The sequence below is a fragment of the Erwinia sp. 198 genome (genome assembly GCF_003937915.1).
GTDB lineage: Bacteria > Pseudomonadota > Gammaproteobacteria > Enterobacterales > Enterobacteriaceae > Erwinia > Erwinia aeris.
This window is the reverse complement of sequence record NZ_RHUM01000007.1, coordinates 233,392-259,979: the sequence shown is the minus strand read 5'-3', so window position 1 is coordinate 259,979 and position 26,588 is coordinate 233,392. Positions and strand designations below refer to the sequence as shown.

Below are 26,588 nucleotides of genomic sequence, written 5' to 3'. Positions count from 1 at the left end.
CTACACCTGGCCAAAGCGAATTTCGGCCACTTCCAGCAGGGAAAATTCCCTACTGTCGGTAATCAGCACCTTTCTGCCTGCTCCCGTCGTCAGCATAGCGGAAACCTGCTGCCATTCGCTAAGCAGCCCCAGCTTCTCGCTCTGTTCCGCTTCAGCGGTAAGCGGATAGCGGGCCGGCACGTAGCCGTAGTGAAACTCGCCGCCTGTTTTAATATGGGCAGGCGTCCAAATCAGATCGAGCAAATCTTTAGGTCGACGGACGTGCAGCAGCTGCAGCGAGGAAAAAGGCACCTGGCGGTAGCCGCCAGCGCTGATAAATTCGCAGGCTGGTCCGATACGCCCATCGCTGTCCGCAATCCAGGCGAACCTTCCCGTTATTTCACCGCTGCCGGCGCTTTCCGGAGCCAGAGAAAATGCCTGCTGACGAAGCGTCTCGGCCCGTTCCGGCTCGCTTTCCGCCTGGGCTTTGTTCGCCTGATGCAGCAGCGTCATCCATTCCGGTGCGGCGGCGGTAAACAGGCCCGGGCTGCGTTTACCTACCAGCACGTCTTCCCGCATCAGCTCGCTGAGGATCAGATCCTTGCCCAGCTCGCACTGCTTTGGCTCGACGTCATCCAGCAGGGCAAGCGTTTGCAGCTGCATCAGCGCTTTTTCCCATCGCCCATCAAGGCAGTACAAGCCGAACAGCGCGTTGCGGCACGTGCTATCGTCGGGACGAGCCTTGACGTTCGCGGCCGCCTCCGCAATCAGATCGTTTAACGAGGTAGTTTTCAGCAGTGCGGTTAAAGATTTTGCATCATGCATAATGGGTCCATCCTGGGTCAATAAGGGCTGTCCAGCCCGGGCTTATAAAGATCGTGAAAAACCAGCTCCGGTATAGTCTGCTTCTCTTTTGAAGCGATATTCTCCGGAGCCAGCAGTTTTAAAACATCCGTTTTTTCATCATCAAAAATCAGCGGGCCGGTTGTCCCTTCGACGTTCAGCTCCGTCCAGACCTTATCAATCAGCGAAGGCGTCTGGATCAGGCATTCCGTCAACGTTTTCGCCTTCATCTCCTCCCGGATGGCCTCGAAGTAATCATCGCAGTCGGGAAGCCGGGTCAGCGTAGGGCGTTCCTGGACTTTGTGGCGGTGCTGCTCGCCCCAGATAAGAAACTTTTTGTATTCTTCCTCCAGTGCTTCAAGAATGTCCGCAGCGGCTTCTGTCTCCGCCGCCGCGGCCTCGTTAAGGTAGCGATAATCCCCCATATAGTGCCCGCCGCTGGGCAAAATATCGTTCACTTCGGGTAGCGGCCTTTTCTGCAAGGGATCGCCGTCGAGCAGCATGTGGCACAGCTCCTCGCCCGGTATGTCTTCATCCTCCACCACGGTAAAGCCATAGTGGCCCAGCTGGATCACCGTATTAAGGTGGAGCACACGGCGTTCGCCCTCTGCCACCCTGGTGTTATCAATCAGACAAAGCAAATCCGCACAGGTGTTGAAGATGACTGGCCCGCCAGGCGAGCGGTAAAACCAGAGGACATCCGAAGAACCGGCCTCGCTAAATTGCCCGTTCTGCGGATTGAAGCAGACGGGTCGTTCGACGGTATAACTTTCGCCAAGCGGGAAAGCAGGCTGATTATCGGGCCAGGTCATTAGCAGCCGCATGAGTTAACCACCGATAGTGACGTCGCCGGAACCGGAAACAACGACCGCGCCGCAGCCGGTGACGTCACCAAGCCGTGCTGCATTGCAGTTGTTGATAAATACGCTGCCCGATCCCGAGACAACGGGCGCACCGCCATGAATAGCGCAGACCGCCACGCTCATGCCCATTGCCGCCGCGCTACAATTATTGGTATAAACGTCGCCCGAACCGCTTACTATTGCTCCGCCATGTGCGATTGCATCGCCAAGTCTGGCTGCGCTGTTTCCCATTTTTCACCTCATTTTGCTGTTGGGCTGATGCCAGCCCGGTTACTGATAAAAAACGCCTGGGGCAACGGCGTCTGGCTATAACGCCGCCAGCGGTCAGCCCATGCGCGGTTAAACCACTTGCTCAGGGCGCGGTCGGCACAGGCGTGGTTCTGCCGTCCGGAATAGTCGGCCTCGGCGTGGTTATAGTTGGCGTCGGTGTGGTTATAGTTGGTGTCGGCGTAATCGGTGGTAAAGGCGGTAGCGGGAAAACAAGCCCGACAAACCCAAAAACGCTCAGACTCGGCACGCCAGGGACAAAGCCGCCACCGCCACCGCCGCCGCAGTCACAGCAGCTGCAGCTGTCGCCAGGATTTAAATCGACCTGTCCTCCCTGAAGCACGATATGGTCGGCGCACAGGATAATTTTACTCGCGCAAAGTGAAAGCGCGCCGCCTGCCGTTAAGGAAATCGCGCCACCTGCAACTATGCCGATGTAGCCACCGACGGCAAGCGAGTAATAACCGCCCACGTTATTCATAAAAGCGCCGCCGACGTTAATTCCTTTTGCACCGCCTATCGACTCCGACTGCGCGCCCCCGACCGTAAAGCCCAGCGCGCCTCCCACCATTAACGCGCTGCTGCCGTTCACCGTGGTGGATTCATTAACGCCAACCACTCGGTTGCTGTTGATACCGATGCTGACAGAGCGCGTCGCGCCCACGGCAAGATCGGAATTCAGCCCAATGGTTTGCGTTTCATTACGCTTGGTCAGGCGGGACATATCGCGCTCGGCCTGTTCCCAGTACTGCTCCAGCCCCGGTTTATCCTCAAACTGGATGCCGTTAAAGTTGGTGCGTCCACCGCCTACCGTGCGGCTCACTAATCCGCTTTGCGTGGCGTTGGCAGGCAGATCCCAGGGCGGCATGGTGACATTGTTATAAAGGCTGCCGATCACCAGCGGACGATCCGGATCGCCATTAATGAAGTCCACGATCACTTCATGGCCGACGCGTGGGATATAGATCCCGCCAAAATTATTCCCGGCCCACGCCTGACTGACGCGGATCCAGCAGGAATCCGTTTCGCGGTTTTGCCCGTAGCGATCCCATAAAAAGCGCACTTTTATGCGGCCCCAGGTATCCGTCCAGATATCTTCGCCTGGCGGCCCTACCACTACAGCCGTCTGCGGCCCGCTGGTTTTTGGGCGCAGCGCCAGCTGAGGATGGCGATAAATCTTGGTGGTAGGCTGGACGGTGAAATGGCTTTGATAACTGAAATCCCCCATCCCCGTCACCTGGCTGACATCGCTAACGATCAGCTCGCTGGAAATGACCATATATTCCCGGTTCGCTTTCTCCAGCGGGTAATTTTGCAGCTCGAAGTTGGTACCGCACACCACGCCCCGCAGCTCGCCGGAGCCGGATGCTCTTGATCCGATCGCTCCCCGCTCTTCCATACGAACTTTCGCCAGCTGTTCGCCAATATCCGGCCGATCGTAATCGCCGGGCCAGTGGTAAAGCTCCATGTCGTTAAAGGTGGTTTGACGAGGCTTGCTGTCGGCAGCCGATATATCCGCTCGGGATTTTGTAAAATCGTAATCGTTGGTATACCACCGGCCGGAGGTAATGGTTTCCTGAAATTCAAAACGGGTAATATATTCCTGCCCGGCTTTGGGTTCGTTCGGCATATATTGCAGCACATGATAGGCCTCGCTGGAAAAACGCTTGTGCGCGCCAACGTGATCTACCAGTACCAGCTTATGTTTCTGATCTGCATGCTCAAAAAACCAGTAAATCCCCCACTCCTCCATCAGGCGCTCGATAAAATTAAAATCCGTTTCACCGTACTGCACCTGAAAATCCAGCTGGGGATAGGAACCGCTTAGCCGTTTTTCCAGCGGAAAGTTATACTCCTCGAGCACCTCGTCAATAATCTCCACCACTGTTTTTTGCTGGAAGATCTTGAAGTCGGAGGTCAGTTCCGTCAGATAAAGCCAGGGGCGCAGGATAATCTCAAAGATGGCCTGATTCGCATCCCGTCCCAGAAACCTGGCGCGCTGCACCAGGCCGGATATTTCCCGGCTGCCCGCGCCGATGCCCATAAATTCATCCAGCCCGCTGCCGTCCAGCTCTATCGACACGGTCATCTCTTTACCAATCAGCGCTTTAATATCCACGTTCGCCGCTGACTGCCAGGGAATAAGATCGCTGGCTGGCGTTTTGGCGGTTAGCGTATAGGTATATAAAGAAGAGAAAGACTCCTTGCCTTCCAGCTTCGTTAATACCAGCGCGGTTTCACCCAGCAAAAGCGGCATTGCTGAACTGCTTAACGTTATGGTTCTTGCCATATCAACACCTAATCCTTGGTTTGTATTGCACCCTAAGGGAGCGCCTCTCCCTCTCCTTTTCAGCAGATAATTTGCTGCGAATCGATAATTTTGCCGTAGCGGCTTTGCCGCCAGAGCCACGCTTTGCGCTCCGTCTGGATAACTTCCGGCCAGTTCGGCCAGGGCATGCTGCCGACGCCTTTTTCCTGCGTGATGCTTCTGTCATACTCGCTCAGTTCGGCCAACAGCAAATCCGCATGATAGCTGAAGCGATAGCGCTCATTAAGCAGCCGTTCGCGAAACGGCGAGTAGCGAGAACGTAATAAATTAACCCATTTTTTCAAAGAGATATCTGGCTTGACCACGCCATCCTGATTTTGCTGCGCCGTCATAATTCTCGCCAGCCAGAAAGCAATATGAAAGTCAGACGCCAGTTCCTTTTGCAGCCACTGTACGCTGACGGCGGCGTAAATTGCCGAAAGCCCCGCCGCGCGACTGCTGACCAATGCTCCCACGTAAAAGCGGCCTTTTTTCCGCAACGGCGGCAGGATAAAGCACCACGGATAATGCTCCGGTAAAAGCTGTCCGGGCAGCGTCGACTGCATCGCCGGCACCACTTTTTCGACCAGAACGGCGGTGACTTTTTTCCGCTCTCTGCCTGGTAATAACGTTCCAGCCTCAATAATACCGGTACGAATGGCCATATGCCGCTCCGTGCCCCACGGCTTAAAATGCGCCGGGACAGTTAAAATTTTTCAGTAAATCCACGATAAGCTCATCGTTCCAGGTCAGGCCGGTAACCTCAATTTTGACGGGCCGCTGATGCAGATTAAACAGCAGCACCGGCTGGCCGCCAGGCGAAGTCGCAATATCGTTAACGGTGTCCAGCCAGCGCATCAGCGCCCAGGGACCGGTGAAGGTCAGACCGTTTTCCTGCCCCAGAATGCGCGGTTTGGTGCTCATATTGACGACGGATTCTGCCCGCGCGCCCGGCCAGTGAAAAAGTTTTGGCGTAACCGGGCCGTGCGAATACCCCATTACGCTGCCGTCAAAGTTGAGGTTAAGCTGGGTAATCGAAGGATCCAGATAGGGAATGGAAACGGAGAAATCGATACCCGGCGTGCGGCCACCGTTCTGGAAGAAAGCGCTGCGAATCGCGGCAGCCTTCTCAAAAACATCCAGCGCCTCTGAATCCTGGGTATTAATATCGCCGCGATAGCGCCAGGGCCTTGCTGTCGTATCAACTTTGTCGGCCAGTTTTTTTTGAAAATAGTCATCCAGCACGCCGCCCGTGGCGAAAAAGCGCTCAAAATCACGCAGGCTGACTTCCTCACTGTTATCCGCAAAGGGATAGCGGCCCTGCAAAGTGTTGCGGCATACTTCTCCCGGCCCTGAGGCGATGGTTTTATTGCTGCTGTAGACGATCTGATGATTGACCCGTCGGTAAGCGCCGTTCAGCAGCGGCGCGATAATATATTTAAAAGGGTCGGGCCAGACGGCGGACTCCGCGCTCAGCCGCTGTCCTGCGTCGGACACTGACGGCAGGTTGCCGTTTTTGATTGCGCTGTCGGAGATGACCAGCAGCGTGTACTGATCGTTCAGCACGCCCATAATCTGGTGCAGTTTAGTACCGGAGGCCGCGCCCATGCCTTTTTCACCGCCGCCCACGAATTCACGCAGCGGCACGAAATAGTTATCCACGCCCTGACGCAGCGCTTTTTTCTCCTGAGCGGCCAGCGCCAGATTAAGCTTCGAGGCGGCATCCACCAGGCGACTGTTGGATAATCCTGAGCTGCTAACACGCTGGTTTTTTAGCAAGTTATCCTGCTGATCCACGGCAAGCGTAGTTTCCCTGACGGCGCGCCTCGCCAGATTAACCAGCGGCGAGTGCGTAGAAACCAGCGTGCGCAGCATGTAGATATCAAAAGAAAGCCCGGTATTGTTCTGGCCTGCATCCTCGCTTTTCAGCCGGATGCTTTGCAAAAAAGCCTGCCATCGCCGCGTATACTCCTTCAGATAAAGCGTCATCAGGGCTTCGTGGGTCGGATCGACAATGCCCGAGCTTCTGCTCACCTTCAGCGATTTCAGGCCGCTTTGCGCCTCGCTATTGCCCATTACCCAGCTATCTTCAGCCTGTAGCGCTCGCACGCTGTCGCCCAGTTTTTTTTTAAAGACGTGGTGATAGCCTTCCCAGGTAAACAATCCAGGCATCCCTTTTTCCGCCAGCGCCTCGTCGGTCAGGGTAAAAATCTGGCCGGCGTCCTCATCGGTCATTTTGCTTAAGGTCAGATTCTCCGGCGCTTCCGCCTGCATCTGGGTTATTACGCGCGCATAAAGTCGATTAACAGGCGTGTTGCGATTAAGTATTTCGCGTGCTTCCGTCACCAGGTTTTTATCCGGTTGCTGGCCATACTGCCGCCAGTCCGGGCGGCTGAATAACGCCTCAAGATGGGCGATAAACAGGCTCCTTTCTTCATAAGGCTGGAGCTTTCCGGCATTGTCCCACTGCCGGGCAATCTCGCTGACCAGCCATGCCCGATCGAACTGGCCCTGTCCTGCCAGCATCAGATAGCGTTTAAGAGCGTTGTAAATTGTCGTGGGGTCGCGTTCATAAACGGCGTTCTGCAAAGCTTCATGCGCCTGTTGTTCGATTTGCGGAAACAACAGCCGCTGCAGAAAATAGTGATAAAGGCCGTCGGCATCCTGGGTTAAACGCTTGCCGACATAAAGGCCATAGCGGAAGGGAAGATCGGGATGCAGCACGTCCAGGCCGTTAAATTCAGGCAGGTAGTGCGCCAGATTCAGCAGCAGCGGCAGCCTGCCGGGATTTGCCGCCTGCTGATAGCTTTTGACCTCTGCTTCCAGCCTGGTTGTCTTTTGCCCGACCGCGACAAGGTAGCCGCCATTATGGTGATAACTGTGATAGATCCCGCTCAGTAACCAGCAGCAGGCCGCGATGCAAAGCGTGTGACCAAAAAAGTTCTGGAAGCGATATTTTGATTCTACCCGTAAATTGCGCCGCACCAGATCGCCATCTTTCAGGATGATGTCGAAAAACAGGGATTTCAGAAAATAATGCCTGCCCCAGGCAACATCCCTGACCAGAGCCTCGCTTTCGCCGGCCAGCGAAGCAGGATAAGCCAACGGCACCGTATGTCGGTTAGCAATATAATTGCGCCACTTCTGCATCAGCGTCCCGTTATTGACCATAACGGTATTCTCAGGCTGGTGGCTGCTGACAAAGTAGATGCCGCGCAGCGAGGTGTAACCCTGATTTTCATCATAGCGCGAGGCGAAGAAAATCGTCTGCGCCACTTCCGTTACGCTGTCCAGCAGCATACGGAAATCCTGCGGCAGCACATACATGCGCTTTCTGTCCGTATTGCTGTACTCCTCCTGTTGGCGCACCGTCATTGCCTTTTCCAGACGATTTTCCAGAAGGGCAAACTCCGCTCCAACCCGTTCGCGCAGATCGCCAATGCCGGTGTTCACCTCTTCACCCCAGGGGAAAGTCACGCCCCATACCTGTTCGCGCTCCTGCTCGGTCAGGCTACGGAAATATTCGGCGAACCCCATCAGCCGGTCCAGTTTGGTAATCAGCATATAAACCGGAAAGCGAACCCCTAGTTTGCTGCGCATCGCATCCAGTCTGGCGCGCACTTTCGCAGCCAGATCGTAGAGTTCCGTTTTATTTTTTCCCATCACGTCAGTCACGCCGATCGCCACAATCACGCCGTTGATCGCCTCTATCGGACGATACTTTTTGACGGCCTTAATGATGCCGTCCCACTCCGGCTGCTCGTCTGACGAATCGAGGTATTTTCCGGCCGTATCGATAAACAGCGCGTCATTCGCAAACCAGCACTCACAGTTACGGGTAGGCGCGCTCTCTTTGCAAACCCTGCTCAGCTGTTCCGGCAGCGGAAAGTGCTGTCCTGACGACAGGATCGCCGTGGTTTTTCCCGCGCCCTGCGTCCCGATAATCATGTACCAGGGAAGCTCGCCGTGCATTTTTCCAAATGAAAAAAACCGTTTAAGCCAGGTACCGTTTTTACGCAGCTGCCTTATATATGCCGCTGCATCACGGATAGCCGCATTAACCTCGCTGACGTCGTCATCGCTTTTAACCTCTTTGCTGCCGAAAAAAGCGTCAAGCAGCTTAGGATTGTTTTTCAGCGCCAGCAGTAGCTTCCAACCGCCATACAGCAGCGTGACCAGCAGGATAGCGCCAACCAGGCTGGCCCTGGGGGCGATACCGCTTAGCGGATAGCTTTCCCCGATCAGCAGGTAGGGCCCGATCGTCCAGACGACAACGCAGGCCGTTGTGGCCAGCAGAAGAAACGACGGCACGTTAAACCACAGCCCAATCAGACAAAGCAGTGCCAGCACGATATAAATCACGCGTGCCTCAACGCCTGCCAGCGGACGCGTGTCGCCAAAGCCCAGTAAAGGGCCGAGAAACCAAACCGCAGCGATAATCAGCATAAAAAAGGCTATGACCATCACAACTTTAAAACTACGAAGCGAGAACATCCTGTTCAGATTAAACATGTCTAACTCATTAGTAGGTCACGAAAAATTCCACGCGCCGGTTCTGCGCACGTCCTTGTGCATTGTTATTACTGCTGACGGGCTGGCTCTCTCCGACGCCCTGAATACGGATTTTGTCGGGCGCTATCCCTTCGGCAAGAAGATAGCGCGCCACGTCCATCGCTCGTTTTTCTGACAACACCTGATTATTGGGAAAAGCTTTTGTTCTGATGGGCGTGGCGTCCGTATGCCCTACGATCACCACCCTGCCGTTCACGCGATGAACTTCCTTCGCGACGCGTTTGATAATAGGTTCCATGCTGGCGATGACTTTGTCCGATCCTGAAAGAAACACGGAATCGCCGCGAAAAACGACCTTGCTCTGACTTTGCGTTTCGTCAACGCTGACCAGCCCCTGCCTGATTTCTTCTTTCAGTAAAATAGCCAGCCGTAGTTTCATCGCCGCTACGGGACGGCTTACCTTCAGCTGCTGCATCGCGAAAATCCGCTGCTGCAGCGCTATCTGATGCGCGCCCAGCCAGTATTTGCACCAAATCCACAGGCTACTGACCAGCAGAAAGCTCAGCAGCAGCGTGACGCGCACGGGCACAATGCGCCTTTTAGACTTTTTCTGACCGCGTACGGCCGCGCCATGCGGCGACAGCGCTGGCGAGAGCGAGTCGCGCGTGCTTTGAATAAGAGTCAGAAGCCGCTGACGGATTTTCATCAGCTGTCGGTCGCCATCTTCCAGAATGCTGTAGCGGCCCTCAAAACCCAGCCCGAGGATACGCAGCAGCACTTCAAGCACGTCTGCGTACTCGTGGGGATCCATGGAAAGACGGCCAACCAGCAGGAAAAATTTGTTGCCGCCGTCGTTGTCGCCTTCAAAATGGTTAAGGATGTTGCTTTGCGACCAGCCGGTTTGCATCCCCCAGGTTGTGGTATGGGCTGCCTCATCCAGCGCGGTACAAAGGCAATAGCGAACGATAGCCATCTTTTTCCAGGCGATATTGACCTCGTCGCATACCACGCTAAACAGATTGATGTCGTGTTTCAGGCTCTGTTTCAGCAGCTCGACATGTTCGGGATATGGGATCGTTTCCGGCATCTCGCTAAGGGCGCGCAGCAGTGGCTGGGCGGCTTCGAGCAGCGGATTTTCGGCCGCCCTTACCTTTTGCACACGCAGCTGTACGCCTTCGCTCTGCAGCAAAACCTCACTTTTCTGGCTGGACCAGCCCTGGATAAACGCATCAGGATCGCCGCGTTCCGGCGTGCCGGGACTTCCCGGATCCTCATCCAGCAGAAATTTACCCAGGGCCTGCGGCGTCAGCGTTTCTTCGGGCGCTGCATCCGGCGCGGCAGATTGGCTCTCATCGCGCATCAGCTTCTGACTCCCCAAAGCTCCATATTCAGGTCAGGAAAATCACCTGCAATATGTAACGCCAGCGCGCCGGTTGCGGCAATTTTGTCCCAGAACGGCCCGCTTTGCAGCAGGTCGAAATAGACATAGCCGGCGTGATAAGGGATCTGCCGCGGCGGCACCGGCAGCGCCTGTAACACCAGCCCGGGCAGATGTGAACGAACCAGCTCATGCAGCTGCTGCGGCGCGCTGATTTTCGCCTGCGCCGAAAACTGCTGCTGCAGCACGTCCATCGGCAGCTGAGCGTGTACCGCAAGCACCAGATTAGAAAACTCTCGCAGCTCGCCCGGCAGCATAGCGGCCGTCCAGACGCCATTGCCTTTCGCATGGAGATCGATCATTTGACCGGCACGGATCAAAATCTGATTCAGCAAATAATGCAGCTCTTCAACCAGCGGGCGAATAGAAGGATAAAGCCTGGCGTGATCGTAGCCCGGCGCGCTTACCGGCCGTCGCGTCTGCGTGCGGATAAAGGTGGACAGCTCGCCCGAGAATTTCGCCAGCTCCTGATAAAGCACAATGGGCGGCAGCTCGGGCACGTGCCGCAGATGATCCAACACCGGCTCATATTTATTGAAAATTTGCAGCAGCAGATAGTCGACCACTTCGGCGCTGGCGCTGGCTTTGCCGTCGCTATTAGCCAGTCGGCCTGCCAACATGTCGGCGCGCATCCTGACCAGACCGTTAAGATGCGTCAGCCATTCAGCTAGCAGCGCGCTGGCCGCATAGCCGGTGACGGGCGGAATATAGTCTTCGGTATGCAGCAGCACGCTGCCATCGGGCTGAATGGCCCTGATGCGGGTCAGCGGCAGACCAATCCAGGACTCCGTCATTTCGTTTTCAGAAACCAGATTCAGGCGCAGCCTTGCCAGCTGGACAGGTTTTGGCCCCTGACGGATCGCATTGGTATCACTCAGCTCCGTTTCAAAAGCGGCAAAGCGCGCCAGCGACCCGCTGTCGCTGAGGTCAAAGATGGTTTCGTCGCTGTTATCCAGCCGCAGCGGCACGGCCAGGAAAATAAGCTGCCCCAGATGCTCCGGCGTAACAGTCAGCGGCTCAGGCAGTTCGGCGTGGCCTGGTATATCAAAGGGCGTGCCGTCCGGCAGCACGCCGCGTCCGGCGCGCAGCACCAGCTTGCCGTAAGAGAGCGCCTCCAGATCGATATCGTATTGCGCGAACCCCCAAAAAAAAGGCGATATCGTTGCCGCTCGCTTGTGGGCGTAATATTCAAAATAGCGCTCCTGCTGCTGAAACAGCTGCGGACGTAAAAACAGTCCTTCGCTCCAGATAACTTTATTTGTTCTCACTGGCTATTCCCTTTTATCAAGCGCGATGGCTAAGGCATCAAAATGTACCGTCAGAACGACCGCTTCTCCGGGCAACACTTTTCGCCACCAGGATCGTTTCTTATTTTTTTTATAAAGCTCCCAAGTTTCACTCCATCCCGCACGGTCAATATCCCGATAGGCGGCGACTATGCCTAATGCAACGGTATCTTTTTCCGGCGTCAGGCTGATTATTCTGTTTTCGCCAGGCTGTAATATGCCCTCATAGACTTTTTTCGCCTCCGCCTGTAGGGCCGGGTCCGCACCATCGGTAAGAGTAAAGAAATCGCTGTTTTCAAAGTTATCTAATGATTTTAAAAGATAAAAAGTAATATCCAGCGGCGCAGGCTCTCCCTTTTCATTGGGATTAATCTCTTTTGACGCTTCCAGCCTGATAGTTAACTCCGGTTTGGGAGAGTCGCTGAAAGGAGAACGGCAGCCCGCTGACGTTAAAAACGCCAGAATAATAAGCAAACGACTGATGAATCGGGCTATGTTTATTAACAGCATGTTAAATATCACCTTAAAATCCCGAAGCCAGGCTGAAAAGCTTGCCACCCAGGGGCGACAAGCTTTTATATCGTTTAACGTATTAGCTGCTCAGGTTGGCTTTGACGTCATAGCTGGCGGAGATAACGCCAGATTTGCTGCCTTCAGCGTTCTGCATGACGTAATCCTGCGTCACTTTAGTGAAGGAGAATTTAACCAGTTCACGAGGACGGGTTTCATCCTCTGAAGATCCCGACATATCGACACGGGTAATAATGGTGTCGGTAAAGTTAATGGTTAAATATTCCAGCGGATTGCCGCCCGCTTTACGCACCACGAAGACAATATTTTTAATATGCTTGCCCGTCAGACAGTGGCTTAATAAATTAGGGCTGGCCTTATCGGTGTAATGGGTAAAGCAGAAATCGGCCACGCTTGCCTTGCCTGAGCCGCCGCCGGACCCGCTGTGCATATTGGAATGCTGTGAAACATCCCAATGCCATTCCAGAACCTCAATTTCATTGGTATGTGCGGCATCCAGCGATTCACCTTCAATGCCGTCGATCTTAATAAACATATCTTGTGCCATGATAATTCCCTTATTCAGCACTATTAAAATTGCTACGCATGCGCGCAGCGTATGTAGTTAAAGCAGCCCCGCAAACAATGCTGCTGTTAACAATATTAAAATCTGCGATCGTTATGCTGCGCCTTTCAACGACGGTAATTTCGCGACCATACGCAGCGAAACGGTCAGGCCCTCCAGCTGAAAATGCGGACGCAGGAAAAATTTTGCCTGGTAATATCCTGGATTGCCTTCCACATCCTCAACCACCACTTCCGCGGCGGCCAGCGGACGACGCGCTTTGGTTTCAAAAGTGGAATTAACCGGGTCGCCGTCGACATAATTCATTATCCAGTCGTTCAGCCACTTCTGCATTTCATCGCGTTCTTTAAAAGTGCCGATTTTGTCGCGCACGATGCACTTCAGATAGTGGGCAAAGCGAGAACAGGCAAACATGTAAGGCAGCCGCGCGGAAAGGTTGGCGTTCGCCGTGGCGTCCGGATCGTAATATTCCGCCGGTTTTTGTAACGACTGCGCGCCGATAAAGGCGGCATAATCGGTGTTTTTACGGTGAATAAGCGGGATAAAGCCGTTTTTAGCCAGTTCCGCTTCGCGACGGTCAGAGATAGCGATCTCCGTTGGGCATTTCATATCAATGCCGCCATCGTCGGTCGGGAAGGTATGGCACGGCAGTCCTTCGACCACGCCGCCGCTTTCCACGCCTCGGATCAGCGTGCACCAGCCGTAGTGTTTGAACGAGCGGTTGATATTGACCGCCATCGCATAGGCCGCGTTGGACCAGGCGTACTTGCTGTGATCGGCGCCGTCGGTAGTTTCTTCAAAATTGAAGTCGTCGACGGGATTGGTATGAATGCCATAAGGCAAACGCGACAGAAAACGCGGCATTGCCAGGCCGATATAGCGTGAGTCTTCTGACTGACGCAGCGAGTTCCACGCCGCATATTCCAGATTCTGCGTAAAGATCTTGGTCAGATCGCGAGGATTAGCCAGCTCCTGCCAGGAATCCATTTGCAGCACGGAGGGTGCCGCACCGGTAATAAACGGCACGTGCGCGGACGCGGCGATTTTGCCAATGGAGGCCAGCAGATCCACGTCTGGCGCAGTGTGATCGAAATAGTAATCGGCGACCAGACAGCCGTAAGGTTCACCCCCCAGCTGGCCATATTCCTCTTCGTATACCTGCTTAAAGAGCGGGCTTTGATCCCAGGCGATCCCTTTAAAGCGCCGCATATTGCGCCTCAGCTCATCTTTGGAAATATCCATAAAACGCAGCTTCAGCTTTTCGTCGGTTTCGGTGTTATAGACTAAATAATGCAGCCCGCGCCAGGCGCTTTCCAGAGACTGAAACTGTGGATGATGCAGGATCAAATTGATCTGTTCGGACAGCTTGCGATCGATCTCCGCAATAAAAGCGGCAATGTTTTTATAGGCGTCGTCGGCCATGGTGACCGAGCTGCTCAGCGCCTGCTCGGCCAGCGTTTTAACCGCGCTCTCTACGGCGGTTTTCGCCTGTTCCGATTTCGGTTTGAACTCCTTGCTTAACAGCGTATTAAAATCGCTGTGGCCCGCGTAGGTCGCCTGGTTCTTTTTCTCAGCTTGCATCGACATGATATCCCTCTCTCGCCTTATTCGTTCCCTAATGGGCTGCCGTCTGTTTTCACTGGTTTCGGTGCAGAAGCCAGCGCGGTTAGCAGCGATTTATCCTGTAGCACTTTCATCACCAGACTTTCCGCGCCGGCTTTGCCGTCCATATAGGTTTGCAGATTGGCCAGCTGGGTGCGGGCATCCAGCAGCTGAGAAAGCGAATCCACTTTTTTGGCTATTTCGTCCGGTGAAAAGTCATGAATGCTTTCAAACGTCATATCGATCATCAGCTGCCCTTCCCCGGTCAGGGTATTAGGCACGGCAAAAGCCACGCGCGGTTTCATGGCTTTCATCCGCTCGTCGAAATTATCAATATCAATGCTGAGAAATTTGCGATCGGCAACCGGCGGCAAAGGCTCAATCGCCTTCCCGGACAGATCGGCTAATACGCCCATAACAAAGGGCAATTCTATTTTTTTCTCGCTGCCATAGATCTCCACGTCATATTCAATTTGTACGCGCGGCGCCCTGTTTCTGGCGATAAATTTTTGAGCACTGCCATTTCTTGAAATCATGATATCCCTTTCATCGTGCTGTATTAAAAATAGCCTTTATTCACATTAATAGCGGACTGTCATGCAGCGCTATTACCCGTTAAAAATCCGTCTTGTTTTGCCGGATCTTCTCGCTTCTCTCCTGTTTTATCTATCGCGTTTTCTTCTTCTCCTTTCGGCTGAAAACGGATAACGATATTATCCTCTGCGGTTATGTAGAGACATTGTTCGCTTAGCGGTGCCTGGCTGTTTAATATCTGGCGCGCTATTTCCGGCGCGATATTTTGCTCGATAAATCGGATCAACATTCGTGCGCCCGTTTCAGCAACGGGACACTGCCCGATAATATGCGTCGTCAAATCGTCGCCATAATGCAGCGAAGCGCTATGCTGCTCGCGTAAACGCAAAGCCAGTCTGTCGAGCTGTTGCCGGACAATACCTTGTAGCGACGCTTCCTGAAGCGGCAGATAAGGCACCACCGCCAGGCGCCCTAAAAAGGCCGCCGGAAAGACTTTCAGCAGCTCAGGCTGCACCATTTTTCTGACGCTTTCGGCATCGGGCGCCGTCTCTGCATCGGCAAACAGGCTGGCGATCGTTTCGCTGCCGACGTTGCTGGTCAGCAGCAGCACCGTATTTTTAAAGTCGATTTGCCGCCCTTCGCCATCTTCCATACTGCCCTTGTCGAAGACCTGAAAAAACAGTTCATGTACGTCGGGATGCGCTTTCTCAATCTCATCCAACAGCACTACGCTGTAGGGTTTGCGGCGTACCGCCTCCGTCAGCACGCCGCCTTCGCCATAGCCCACGTAGCCCGGTGGCGATCCCTTCAGCGAGGAAACGGTATGGGCTTCCTGATACTCGCTCATATTGACGGTGATGAGATTCTGCTCGCCGCCGTAAAGCTGCTCGGCGATAGCCAGCGCGGTTTCCGTTTTCCCCACGCCGGATGGGCCAACCAGCATAAAGACGCCGACCGGCTTACGCGGATCCGCCAGCCCCGCGCGAGCCGTCTGGATGCTTTCGCTGACCTGACGCAGCGCATAGTCCTGACCTATCACGCGCCCGGCCAGCCGCTGCGGCAGTTCCAGTACGGCACGAAGATCGTCTTTTAACATCTGGCCGACGGGGATCCCCGTCCAGTCGGCCACTATCGCGCCGATAACATCCGCATTGACCTCCGCCTGCACCAGCGGCTGCTCGTTCCGGGCAGCCTGCAGACGCGCCTCCAGCTCCGCCAGCTCATTTTGCAGCGGCGCTATCTCTTCCTCAGCCGTAGAGGCCTCGTCCTGTAGTTTTTCACGTACCGCGACGATGGCGGCAACCAGCTCTTTTTCCTGCGTCCAGCGCTGCTCCAGCTGAAGAGAAGCCTCGGTCTGCTCGGCGATCTCCTGTCTCAGGCGTTCGCCGCTGTGGTGCTGCACTTTGCCAAATCGGCTGGCCTTTTCAACCAGGCTCAGCTCCGCGCGGGCGGCGTCCGTCCGACAGTGGAGACGTTGCAGCATGACCGGCGCCGCATGTTGCGCGACGGCCACCCGCGCGCAGGCCGTATCAAGAAGACCTATCGCCTTATCTGGCAGCTGCCGGGCCGGAATATAACGGTGCGACAGCCGCACGGCGGCCTGTAAGGCTTCCTCCATAATCCAGACGCCGTGATGCTTTTCCAGCACCGGCAGCAGCCCCCGCAGCATAGCGACGGCGGCTTCCTCGTCCGGCTCCGCAATTTGCAGCACCTGAAAACGCCTTGTCAGCGCCGGATCCTTCTCAATATGCCGTTTAAATTCGCTCCAGGTCGTGGCACCAATAGTGCGCAGCTGGCCCCGCGCCAGCGCAGGCTTCAACAAGTTAGCCGCATCGCCCGTCCCGGCATTGCCCCCGGCGCCGATCAGCGTATGCACTTCATCGATAAACAGGATAACGGGCTGGGGCGAAGCGATAGCCTCATCCAGCACGGCTTTCAGCCGCGCCTCAAACTCGCCTTTCATGCTGGCGCCAGCGGCCAGCGCGACGACATCCAGCGCCAGCAGCCTGACTTTTGCCAGCGCTGGCGGCACATTACCCGCTACGATGGCTTGCGCCAGCCCCTCCACGACGGCCGTTTTCCCGACGCCAGCTTCACCGGTCAGCAGAGGGTTGTTCTGACGGCGACGCAGCAGGATATCGGTCATGGTGCTGATTTCATGCTCGCGTCCCGTGACCGGATCGATTTTGCCTTCGCGCGCTAACGCGGTCAGATCGGTGGCATACTGCGCCAGCCCGCCGCTTTTTATCTGACCGCCGATAGCCGCATTAATCTCGCCGGGCATTACGCCAGCCTCCGTCGTCGCCTCGCTAACTTCCGGCGAAGCCTGAGTGATATAGCCGAAATCGGCGGTCAAATGTTCCAGAGAGATCCGTTCAAAAGCGGAAGAGATAGCAAACAGGGCGCGCCGTAGCTCCATGGTGGTCAACATGGCGATCAGCAAATGTCCGCTGCGAATACGGCTTTCAAAACACTCCAGGCTGGCATAAATCCAGGCGCGTTCGATAGCGAGTTCAATATGGTATGAAAAGTCTGAGATAGTGCTGGCGCCTGCGGGCAATCGGGCCAGCGCCTGAGCGAAGCCCTGTTCCAGCGCCTGTGCGTCAACCTCAAAATGGCGAGCTATCAGACGCAGGTCATTTTGCTCCTGCTGCCAGATCTGATTTAGCCAATGCACCAGTTCAACATAGGGGTTGCCGCGCAGCTTACAAAGCGTGGTTGCACTTTCAATCGTTCTGAATAATGTCTCATCCAGCTTACCGAATAAATTTTGCCTTGTAATAGCCACGTATCATTCCTCCGGGTACATTTGTCACAGGCATAAAATCACACAAACCAGATTCTTCCGGGGAAGGAAAACAAAATATAATACCCTTGTCCACGCCGTAAAAATAAATTAAGAATACCGCCCGAACGCTATTCCTGAATAATACGCCCGCCACGATGACAAACCCTTATTTAAAAAGATTTTTCCCGTAAAATAACCTGATGGCCAGCTGAAACTTCTGACGTTCCCTCACAATGCTCTTGAGACTGTTTTTTCCACATGTTATAAAGCCTGAAAAAAAATAAAAGCCGCCGCGTGTATTTAACGCATTTATTAACTAATAACATCCTGTTGCTTTTCAAAAAAGAATAACAGTCAGCTTACTCAAAAAACCTGTTTAGACGGCCATATTAATAAAAGACAAAGTCTACGTTTAAAAACAAGGATAACGGGAGCAATCGTGAATCATAAATTCCTCGATTATTACAATCAGGAACTCACTTTTATGAAAGAGTCAGCGCGTGAGTTTGCTGAAAAACATCCCAAAATTGCCGGACGTCTGGGGATGAGAGGCATCGAAACGGCCGATCCTTATGTTGAAAGACTGATTGAAGCATTTTGCTTTTTATCCGCACGTACGCATTTAAAACTGGATGCGGAGTTCCCAAAGTTTACGCAGCGGCTTCTGGACATCGTCTACCCTAATTATAATTCGCCCACGCCTTCCATCGGCGTGGTTCAACTTGCGCCTGACCTGAAGGAAGGAGAACTGGGCCACGGCTATCTTGTTCCTAAAAACAGTGCGTTTTATACCCGCATATTGCCTGGCGAAAATACACGCTGCGAGTTTCGCAACGGTCAGGATGTCACGCTGTGGCCAATAGAAATCGTCGAGGCTCGCCTGACTTCGGTTCCGCCGGATATTCCCAATCTGGAAAAATACCGTATTCCTTACGCCAGGCTGAAAGGCGCTCTGCGGATCAAATTGCGTGCGCAGGGGGAACGGATATTTTCGCAGCTGAGCGGCTTCGATCGCCTGCCGCTCTATATCGACGGCGATGAGCGCATTGTTTCCCATCTTTTTGAACTTTTGCATACCAGCAACGTGGCTATGCTGGTGCGGGCCGGCAGCAGCAAAGCGGAAGACGTGGTCATCGCCCAGCGCCCGCTGACTTTTGAAGGGCTGCATCCCGATCAGACGCTGCTGCCGCTGTCCTGGAACATGTTTCATGGACATAACCTGATCCATGAATATTTCGCCTGTCGTCAGCGCTTTTATTTTTTTACGCTGACTCAGCTGGCCGCCGGTTTGTCCCGCAACCACAGCAACGAGGCCGAGCTGATAGTGCTGCTGGATCGGCTTCCCCTGGAGCTGATTGGCCATGTTAACGCGTCAAAGTTTTTACCGTTCTGTACGCCGGTAATTAACCTGTTTCCTAAAGTGGTGGACAGGATCGAAGTCAACCGGGCGCTAAACGCTTTCCATGTGGTTCCCGACCGCAGTCGCCCTCTTGATTACGAAGTTTTTTCCGTGCATAAGGTGCGCGGTCAGCAGGCGGAAAGCAGCGAGGAAGTGGTGTTTCAACCGCTTTATCAAACGCGTCACTGCGACTATGGCAATTTCGGCCGTTACTTTTCGCTCAATCGCGAAGCCAGAGTAAAAAGCGAGAGCAAGAGAAAATATGACACCCGCACGCCTTATCCCGGAACAGAGGTCTTCGTCTCGCTGGTCGATCAGCAGGAGGCGCCTTATGCCGATCATATTCGCTACCTTACGGTCGAAGCGATGGTCACCAACCGCGATCTGCCACGCCTGATTGCCAGAAACGGCAGCTTTGATTTAACCATGTCCGACGCGGTTCCTGTGCTGGGCGTGGCCTTCGTCTGCCAGCCGAGCGCGCCACGTGAGCCTTTTGCGCTGGGGGAGTCGGCCTGGCGTTTGATCCGCCAGCTTAGCTTTAACTATCTGCCGCTCTCCGATTTGGAGCACGGGCCGGGCGGGGAATCGCTGCGCAATATGCTGCGCCTGTTTTTACACAATGCCGATCGCGAGTCCAATACTCAGGTAGACAGCCTGATAGGCTGTAAAACGTTTCCGGTGACCCGGCGTCTTCCCGGTGACGGCCTGTTGATTTACGGCAGAGGCGTGCGCTGCGTCCTGACGGTAGATGAAGAAGGCTTTTCCGGCGTCAGTCCTTACCTGTTCGGTCTGGTGATGGAAAATTACCTTTCTCGCCACGCCGCTATCAACGTGTTTACCGAAACGGAGCTGCACTCTATGCAAAGGGGCGTCATCGCCAGCTGGCAGGCCCGTCCCGGTAAACGAGGCTCGTTCTGATGCGCGCTTCCTCCGTCGACATGCTGGCCGCCTGGTTTAATAAGGAGCGGCCCTGGGAAGCCGGTTTTATCAGTATCATGCGCGCAATCACGGCTAAAACGCCGACGCTGCCGGTGCCTGGTACAGCGGTACTGCCTGACCAGGAGACGTTCCGCATAGGCCAAAAAGCCTCTTTGATTTTTGCGCCGCGCGAGATCGCTTCTCTCGGTCTGGAGAATGGCCGCATCGGGATAAAACTCTTCGGGCCCGGCATATGGGGACCGCAGGGCGCGATGCCGCTGCATTTTTCCGAACTGGCCTACTCGAGGACGGAGGCCCAGGACAATACGCTGACCGACTTTCTCGATGTTTTTCATCATCGTGCCCTGTCGCTGTTTTATCGCGCCTGGCTTGTCGCGCAGGATACCGCCTCGCTGGACAGACCGAATGAGGAACAGTTCTCTTTCTATATTGCCAGTCTGGCAGGCATGGATCTGGCCGAGCTGCACGATAAACCGCTGCCGACCCACGCCCGACTGGCGTCTTCTGCCCATTTGATCCGCGAGGCGCGCAATCCGGAAGGCCTGGCGGGCGCCATCGAATATTACTTCCAGATAAAAGCCCGACTGGAAGAGTTTGTGACCCAGTGGATTTTTCTGGAGCCCGCCGATTGCTCCGTGCTGGGCAACGATGCGGCCATGCTGCTGGGCGATGGCGCAATATTAGGCAATACCGTGCGGGACAGGCAGCACAAATTCAAGCTGCTGCTCGGCCCCTTAACGCTGGATAACTATATGCGCTTCAGCCCGTGGGGATCGGATCTGCCGGTACTGCGGGAGTGGGTGCGCAATTTTACGGGGTTTGAATACGCCTGGGATGTCCAGCTGGTGCTGGCCGCCAGCGAGGTGCCGCAGGCGACGCTGGACGGCAGTCATCAGCTTGGCTACGCCGTCTGGCTGGAGAGAAAAGAGGACGTTACGCCGGTTTACGGCATGAGCTTTGAGCCGGAACGCTATCACACGTAGCGCCCGGACGCGATAGAAAGGACAACATCGTGACGGAAAGCAACAAGCATCATTACTATCGGGATCTGTTACAGCCGGTGCCCGGCGATCGGCCCTGTGGTGAAAATCTGGAATATGACGCCGCTTTTATTATGCTGCAGGCCAGGCTTCAGCCAAGGCTGGACGCCGAGTACGGCAGTTTCGTCGAGGCTGCCGAGCCGGTGAACTGGGCGGAGATTGAGCGCGACTGTCAGGCGCTGCTGCAACGAAGCCGCGATATCCGGCTGGTGGTGGCGCTGATGCGCTGCCGCATCAGACAAATCGGCATGGCGGCGCTGCATGAAGGGCTACTGATATTACGTGACTTACTGACCGCTTTCCCCACGGATCTTTATCCGCAGCTGACGGAAGAAGGCGAGTTCGATCCGGCTATGCGGGCTAACGCTCTGTCGGAGCTGGATGATATCAACGGGCTGCTTGCCGATTTTCGTCAGCTGCCTCTGCCGAAAGCGGCAGGTCTGCAAATTGCCATAAAAGATTTTGAAAAAGCCCACGCCACGCCGCGTGAAGAGGGCGCGCTGCCCGAAGCGACGGCGGCAGCTTTGCTACTCGAATGGCAGGCGCGTCAGGATCAAACAATCCTCTCACTGCAAAAAGCACACGCCTGCCTGATGGAACTTCGCACCATCCTGAAGACCTCGTTGGGCGACGAAGCCCCGGATTTTGCGCGCTTAGGCGCCGTTCTGGGGCTGTTTATCAGTCAGGAAAATACGGTTTCGCCGCCGTTGCCAGCCGTTTCTTTTGTCGCAGAAGAAACCGTAGAACAGCCGGTTCAGGCAGAAACGCCGGCAGAAAACGAAGCCGCCAGCGCCCCCCTGATTATACCCCGCCAGACCGGTATCGCCAGCCGCGCCGATGCGCTGCTCAGGCTACAGGAGCTGCGGCTTTGGTTTACCCGAATGGAACCCGGCAGCCCGGCGATCCTGCTGCTTCAGTACGCGGAGAAGACGGTGGGGAAAAGCTTTTCTCAGCTGGTAAAAATGCTGCCGCCGGAAATTATCGACAGGCTCGATAGCGACAAAGAATAGCGTAGCCCGCCGGCTGCGGCAGCCAGCCGCGCCCGGCAAATCTGGCGGCATTGTGCGATCAAAGGGTTTATCAACGTCACATCATAAGGCGGCTCTATGGAAAGGAAACCAGCCATTTTTATCAGCATCGCCAGCTATCGCGATCCGGAACTGATCCCGACGCTCCGGGATTTAATTGAAAAGGCCTCCGGATGCTACAGGCTTGCCGTGGCCGTCTGCTGGCAGGATGACGGCGATCGCCAGCGCTTTCAGCAGGCCGGCATGACACTCTGCTCGGCAGAATCGACAGCGGAGTATGACCTTCTGACCTGGCGTTATCTGGAGACGGAAATCCAGATGATTTCCCTGCACTATTTCTTCAGTAAAGGCGCCTGCTGGGCCAGAAACCAGTGTGAAACGCTTTATCGCGAGGAAGAGTATGTGCTGCAAATTGATTCCCACTGCCGCTTTGTCGAGGGCTGGGACAGAGAAATGACAGCCATGCTGGAAGAGCTGAAGGCGCAAAGTAGAAAGCCGGTGCTCTCCTCCTACCCTCCGGGCTATGTGCCGGGCAAAGAACAGGAAAAAACCCAGGCGATATTCCGCCTGGTTTTCAGAGGCTTTTCCAGTGACAAAATAGTGCAGCTCACTTCGGTTGATTTTCAACAAGCGGCGCCAGTCAGAGGGAGCTATCTGGCGGGCGGCTTTATTTTCGCCGAAGGCCGTTTCGTAAAGGAGGTGCCGAACGATCCGCAGATCTTCTTTGAGGGCGAAGAGATAGCGATGGCGGCCCGGGCCTTTACCCACGGTTATGACGTCTGGCATCCACATAAAATAGTGCTGTGGCATTTTTACGTCAGGGAAGAAGCCAGTCGAATTTGGGGCGATCATGATGACGAGGCGAAGAATTCCGGTTCCGTAGATCGTGCCTGGCATGAAAGAGACAGCTTGTCGAAAAAAAGAGTCAGAACGCTGCTGGGTATGGAACAGGCTGAACCGACCGATATGGGCCGCTATGGTCTGGGCAGCAGGCGTACGCTGGCTGAGTTCGAGGCTGCGCTGGGCATCTCATTTACCAAACTTGCCGTGCTGCCGGAAGTGCTGGGAACGGAACGTGTCGCCTGGTTTCCGCCGCCCTATGGCAACTGGCGGGAAAGATTAAATAGCCATCAGCAAAAAACTATTGGGTTGACGCAGGAAGAGTTTCCCTCGCCGCTGGCCGATATCACCTGCTTGCATATTGGTGTTTATAGCAATGCCAACAATCTGATTTATAAAAAAATTCTGTCGGGAGAGGATATAAAAGAATGCCTGGCCGAACACAACGGCGAGGAGATCGCCATCGCTCTGGACGTAGCTTTTTCGATCATGTTCACGCCCGCCGCGATACGTTTTAGCGCTTATGACGATAGTGAAGGATGGAGTAAGGTCGTGGAGAAAGCCTGGTGAAAAGCGAAACGCTCTACTATCGCCTGATCTGCGTTGATGCCCTGATTTCTTTTGACGGCATTATTCCTTCCCTGCCGGAATTACAGTTAACGCTGATCACGCTTATCGATCGGTTCAGCAAAGCGCTGATTGCCGAAGGTGAATGCGAACAGCTTATCGATGAGCTGTGCCATGCGCTCTGCTGTTATCTGGATCGGCGAGTCGCGCTACGCCTTCGTGCCGATAATATCGCCTGGGACCGCTATTCGCTGACGCACTATTTTTACGGCTATGCAGGCGGGCCAGACACGTTGAGCGGCAGGCTGGAACCGCTGCTGGCTGAAGGTCAGGGCCAAATTTTCACCTACGCCCAGCAATTGTTTCTTGTTTCAGCCTTTACCAGCAGGAACCACGCCAGTCTGCTTTCACTGTCTGCGCCTCAGCCGGCCGCCGTTTGCCAGACAGAAAAAGAGTTGGCTACCCCGGATACCCTGCCGACGCGCTCGCCGGCTCGTTTTTATCTGCCGCTGCAGCTTATCCTGCTGAGCCTGCTTCTGATCGCGCTCTGGCTATTTTGTTCTGCCTGGCTGGAGGCGCTTTGACTATGCAGATCTCGTTGTTAAACAATCAGTCAGCCGCCGCCGCGCCCGCCATCCTTATTATCGGCCCTTATGCCGCAAAATGGTTTTCTGACCGGCAGCCAGAGCAGGAAGACGAGCAGATAAATTGGATCGTCGTGTCGGAAGCGGAAGCGCTGCCGGAAATAGTGGGGCGGCTGAAAGCGAAAAAACGCCGCCTCTATGCTTTTTTCCCTTTTTTTCCGGACGGTGAGGAAACCGCTGCGCAGGCGATGGCGCAAATCGCCGCATGGCAATCTTCGTTACATCAGCAGGAGGCGCTGCCCTGCGTGCTGGCTCTCTATGCCCGTCTGAGCCATGAAAGCCAGGCCGGACAGGCGAAATGGTCCGGGAAGTATGACCTCAGCAAAACAAGCGAGACCACCCTCGCACGCGAGCTGGAAAAACTACTCGCCCTTCCTGAGCCGCTCAGCTGTCACTCAATCTACCGTTACGCCATGATGGACGCGCTGCGCCTGTGGCTGGAAAGTTCGGGGATAGCCAAAGCGTTACAGGCCTTGTTCTGTGGTTCTTCGCTGCGGCTAAGCGCCGTTCTGCTGGCCGATAACGGCAATGGTTTTACCCGTCATGGCGCCTGGGCACAGTGGCTGCAGCAGAAGTTCGGACTCTGTCCCGGACTCTCTCCGGGCATCATGCTGCCCGACTTGCCTGCCATCACCGATCCGGTCACGCCTTATCAGCCCGATCGGCAGCGCCCGGGATTTTCCTGGCGCTGGTTACCGGTGTGTTCTGCGCTACTGCTGGCAATGCTGCTGATCGGTTCTACCTGGCTTGAGGCCAGAAGCATCGACGCGGCGACCCGTACGCTGGCCGATTTCCGGCAAACGGAAGAGAGGCAGCTGCAGAAAAAAAGAGCGGTTTATCAACGGCTACGCGACCAGAAACAGCAGCTGATTCACTGTCGCGACGCCTGGTTTAGTCGGCTATGGCGATTTTCACGCTGTGGACAAATGGCCGAACGCGTCAGTGATGCCCTGCAAAACTACAATCCGTCGCCGGTTTTTATGGCTTCAGGCTCTGTAGCGCTGTTTGCCAGAGGAAGCGCCACGCTCAGGCCGGACAGCAGTAAAAATCTGGCCTGGCTGCTGCCGCTAATCCAAAACAACGCCCAAACGACTTTTGCCATCGTAGGACATTCCGACAATACCGGCAGCCCTGAAACCAATTATCAGCTCTCAATACGCAGGGCGGAGGCAGTTCGTGACTGGCTGACCAGCCACGCAGAAGTCTCGCCGGACAGATTTGTGATTAAAGGAATGGGCGACACCCTGCCCGTTGCCAGTAATCAGACCGGGGAAGGCCGGGAAAGAAACAGGCGTGTGGAAGTAATCCCATTGCCGGATACAGCAAATATAAAACAGGTGGACTATGAATAAAAAAAGCTACGTCATGTATGAAGGCTCTTTTCTGACCGAGGCGCCCTTTTACGATCAAAGTATTAACGTCCTGCGTTTTCGCGATCCGGAAGCGAACGAATATACAATCCTGATTAATCGGTCATTTAAAAAGGAGGGGCAAACGCTGGAAGCGTTTTGTGAAACGCAAATCAATTTTATGACTAACAGCCTGCCCGGCTATAAAAGCGAGGGGAAAATGCTGAAGAACGAAATCGGCCCGGCTAAGTTGCCGGTGATCCAGACGGCCAACTCTTTTTTGGAGAATGGACGGCCGGTTAAACAGGTGCAGTCTACCGTCGAGCTACCCTGGCATCCCGTGATCAATCCTGGCAGGCTAAATCTGATCGTTTTTACGCTGGCTTCCTCAACGGACTTTAATGATTTCCAACGGAAACATTATGTTCAAATCATTAACAGCTTCAATCCGGAAACCGTATCAATAGCCGACGGTCAATAAAGAACAGCCGGGATGCGGCTTTAATACGGCCCGCTTACCGGCGGGCCGTATTAGGGTGCTACAGGCAGAGCGTATTGCCTTTTTTATTACCAGCCTTAGCGACAAAAGAGGCATATTTGTAAAATTCGACCCGGTTAAGCATACCCATTTTTCTGATAGCGTTGCGGCAATGGGTACTGACAGTTTTTTTTGACCGTCCCAGCATCCTGGATATATTTTCCGTGTCATAGCCCTGGCCGACCATCAGCATAACCTTGCTTTCTGTAGAGGAGAGCTGCATAAACTCCTTCAGGCCGGTTATCTTATAATTTTCACGGCTGGTAAAGTTAGCCGCATTTGTACTTGCTATCAGCATTATTTTTCTAATCTTTCCGGTAATTTGCGGTATGTTATCTCCACGACAGATAAAGGGAATGTGTAGCGCTGTCTGGTAATATTCCGTCTGGCCCTTGCCGGAAATCGTTTCGCGTGTATAAAAAAATATGCTTATCATAATGTCTCTGAACACGATATCGGCTTCTTTCGTTATCAGGTTACTTGTTTCTGAATACACCTCAAACAATCCATTCCTGAGGGTTTTTCCTGCACTCATAATCAGTGATTCAACGCCTTTTCGGTAATATATGTTATCACTGGCAACGATTATCTTTAGCATAATATTTCATCCTGAATATAAATTACGCAATGAGTTTCTGTTTTATACGGTCACGCAGGTTATTCACAACATTAATATGCTGTGATGAAGGAGTTTAACTCCAGTATAGATTTTAAATAAATGAGAGACA

20 protein-coding genes and 1 pseudogene are annotated in these 26,588 nt (G+C 54.4%); 7 read left to right on the top strand and 14 right to left on the bottom strand.

The window, feature by feature from the left end; translation table 11 throughout:
* From EGK14_RS12085 to tssH, 13 genes and pseudogenes are all read right to left on the bottom strand, one after another.
* On the bottom strand, positions 1–804 hold the full coding sequence (locus EGK14_RS12085) for a type VI secretion system accessory protein TagJ (protein WP_125289348.1): 804 nt from the start codon (positions 802–804) through the stop codon (positions 1–3).
* Positions 805–821: 17 nt separating this feature from the next.
* On the bottom strand, positions 822–1,634 hold the full coding sequence (locus EGK14_RS12080) for a TagK domain-containing protein (protein ID WP_158616050.1): 813 nt from the start codon (positions 1,632–1,634) through the stop codon (positions 822–824).
* Between the two features lie 15 nt (positions 1,635–1,649).
* Entirely contained in the window at positions 1,650–1,916 is a 267-nt protein-coding gene (locus tag EGK14_RS12075; RefSeq protein ID WP_125289346.1) for a PAAR domain-containing protein, read from the bottom strand.
* A gap of 130 nt (positions 1,917–2,046) precedes the next feature.
* Positions 2,047–4,209 (bottom strand): annotated as a pseudogene (locus EGK14_RS12070) (type VI secretion system Vgr family protein); the annotation flags it as partial.
* A gap of 92 nt (positions 4,210–4,301) precedes the next feature.
* On the bottom strand, positions 4,302–4,925 hold the full coding sequence (locus EGK14_RS12065) for a hypothetical protein (protein ID WP_125289345.1): 624 nt from the start codon (positions 4,923–4,925) through the stop codon (positions 4,302–4,304).
* A gap of 22 nt (positions 4,926–4,947) precedes the next feature.
* Positions 4,948–8,772, bottom strand: coding sequence for a type VI secretion system membrane subunit TssM (tssM, locus tag EGK14_RS12060; protein WP_125289344.1), 3,825 nt, complete (start codon positions 8,770–8,772; stop codon positions 4,948–4,950).
* A gap of 10 nt (positions 8,773–8,782) precedes the next feature.
* The gene (gene tssL, locus EGK14_RS12055; RefSeq protein ID WP_125289343.1) at positions 8,783–10,132 is read right to left on the bottom strand and encodes a type VI secretion system protein TssL, long form; all 1,350 of its coding nucleotides are present in this window, start codon (positions 10,130–10,132) and stop codon (positions 8,783–8,785) included.
* Positions 10,132–11,478 carry a type VI secretion system baseplate subunit TssK gene (gene tssK, locus EGK14_RS12050; RefSeq protein ID WP_125289342.1) on the bottom strand — a complete coding sequence of 449 codons (1,347 nt, stop codon included), beginning with the start codon at positions 11,476–11,478 and terminating at the stop codon, positions 10,132–10,134. The genes tssL and tssK overlap by 1 nt, the downstream gene beginning before the upstream one ends.
* Positions 11,479–11,481: 3 nt before the next feature.
* Positions 11,482–12,006, bottom strand: coding sequence for a type VI secretion system lipoprotein TssJ (gene tssJ, locus EGK14_RS12045; RefSeq protein ID WP_125289341.1), 525 nt, complete (start codon positions 12,004–12,006; stop codon positions 11,482–11,484).
* 82 nt (positions 12,007–12,088) lie between these two features.
* Positions 12,089–12,574, bottom strand: coding sequence for an Hcp family type VI secretion system effector (locus EGK14_RS12040; RefSeq protein ID WP_125289340.1), 486 nt, complete (start codon positions 12,572–12,574; stop codon positions 12,089–12,091).
* A gap of 111 nt (positions 12,575–12,685) precedes the next feature.
* Entirely contained in the window at positions 12,686–14,173 is a 1,488-nt protein-coding gene (tssC, locus tag EGK14_RS12035; protein WP_370256345.1) for a type VI secretion system contractile sheath large subunit, read from the bottom strand.
* Positions 14,174–14,196: 23 nt separating this feature from the next.
* Entirely contained in the window at positions 14,197–14,730 is a 534-nt protein-coding gene (gene tssB, locus EGK14_RS12030; RefSeq protein WP_125289338.1) for a type VI secretion system contractile sheath small subunit, read from the bottom strand.
* Positions 14,731–14,789: 59 nt separating this feature from the next.
* A complete protein-coding gene (gene tssH / locus EGK14_RS12025) occupies positions 14,790–17,516 on the bottom strand; it encodes a type VI secretion system ATPase TssH (protein ID WP_125289337.1) in 2,727 nt (908 codons plus the stop codon).
* Positions 17,517–17,955: 439 nt separating this feature from the next.
* On the opposite strand from tssH, the gene tssF reads away from it, so the two are divergent.
* The 7 genes from tssF to EGK14_RS11990 all read left to right on the top strand — a co-directional run bounded on the left by tssF (position 17,956) and on the right by EGK14_RS11990 (position 25,803).
* The gene (gene tssF / locus EGK14_RS12020) at positions 17,956–19,833 is read left to right on the top strand and encodes a type VI secretion system baseplate subunit TssF (RefSeq protein ID WP_125289336.1); all 1,878 of its coding nucleotides are present in this window, start codon (positions 17,956–17,958) and stop codon (positions 19,831–19,833) included.
* The gene (gene tssG, locus EGK14_RS12015) at positions 19,833–20,837 is read left to right on the top strand and encodes a type VI secretion system baseplate subunit TssG (RefSeq protein ID WP_125289335.1); all 1,005 of its coding nucleotides are present in this window, start codon (positions 19,833–19,835) and stop codon (positions 20,835–20,837) included. The genes tssF and tssG overlap by 1 nt, the downstream gene beginning before the upstream one ends.
* A gap of 29 nt (positions 20,838–20,866) precedes the next feature.
* Complete coding sequence (locus tag EGK14_RS12010) at positions 20,867–21,904, top strand: ImpA family type VI secretion system protein (protein ID WP_233598483.1); 1,038 nt, start codon at positions 20,867–20,869, stop codon at positions 21,902–21,904.
* Positions 21,905–22,000: 96 nt separating this feature from the next.
* Positions 22,001–23,332, top strand: coding sequence for a GlcNAc-transferase family protein (locus EGK14_RS12005; protein WP_125289333.1), 1,332 nt, complete (start codon positions 22,001–22,003; stop codon positions 23,330–23,332).
* Positions 23,329–23,913 (top strand): DotU family type IV/VI secretion system protein, encoded by a 585-nt coding sequence (locus EGK14_RS12000; protein WP_158616049.1) that lies wholly within the window; start codon positions 23,329–23,331, stop codon positions 23,911–23,913. Before EGK14_RS12005 ends, EGK14_RS12000 begins: the two co-directional genes overlap by 4 nt.
* Positions 23,914–23,915: 2 nt before the next feature.
* Positions 23,916–25,325, top strand: coding sequence for an OmpA family protein (locus EGK14_RS11995; RefSeq protein ID WP_233598486.1), 1,410 nt, complete (start codon positions 23,916–23,918; stop codon positions 25,323–25,325).
* Positions 25,318–25,803, top strand: a complete 486-nt coding sequence (locus EGK14_RS11990) for a DcrB-related protein (RefSeq protein WP_125289330.1) — start codon at positions 25,318–25,320, stop codon at positions 25,801–25,803. Before EGK14_RS11995 ends, EGK14_RS11990 begins: the two co-directional genes overlap by 8 nt.
* 58 nt (positions 25,804–25,861) lie before the next feature.
* Here the strand turns inward: EGK14_RS11990 and EGK14_RS11985 are convergent, their stop codons facing one another.
* The gene (locus EGK14_RS11985) at positions 25,862–26,458 is read right to left on the bottom strand and encodes a helix-turn-helix transcriptional regulator (protein ID WP_125289329.1); all 597 of its coding nucleotides are present in this window, start codon (positions 26,456–26,458) and stop codon (positions 25,862–25,864) included.
* Positions 26,459–26,588 lie beyond the last annotated feature (130 nt).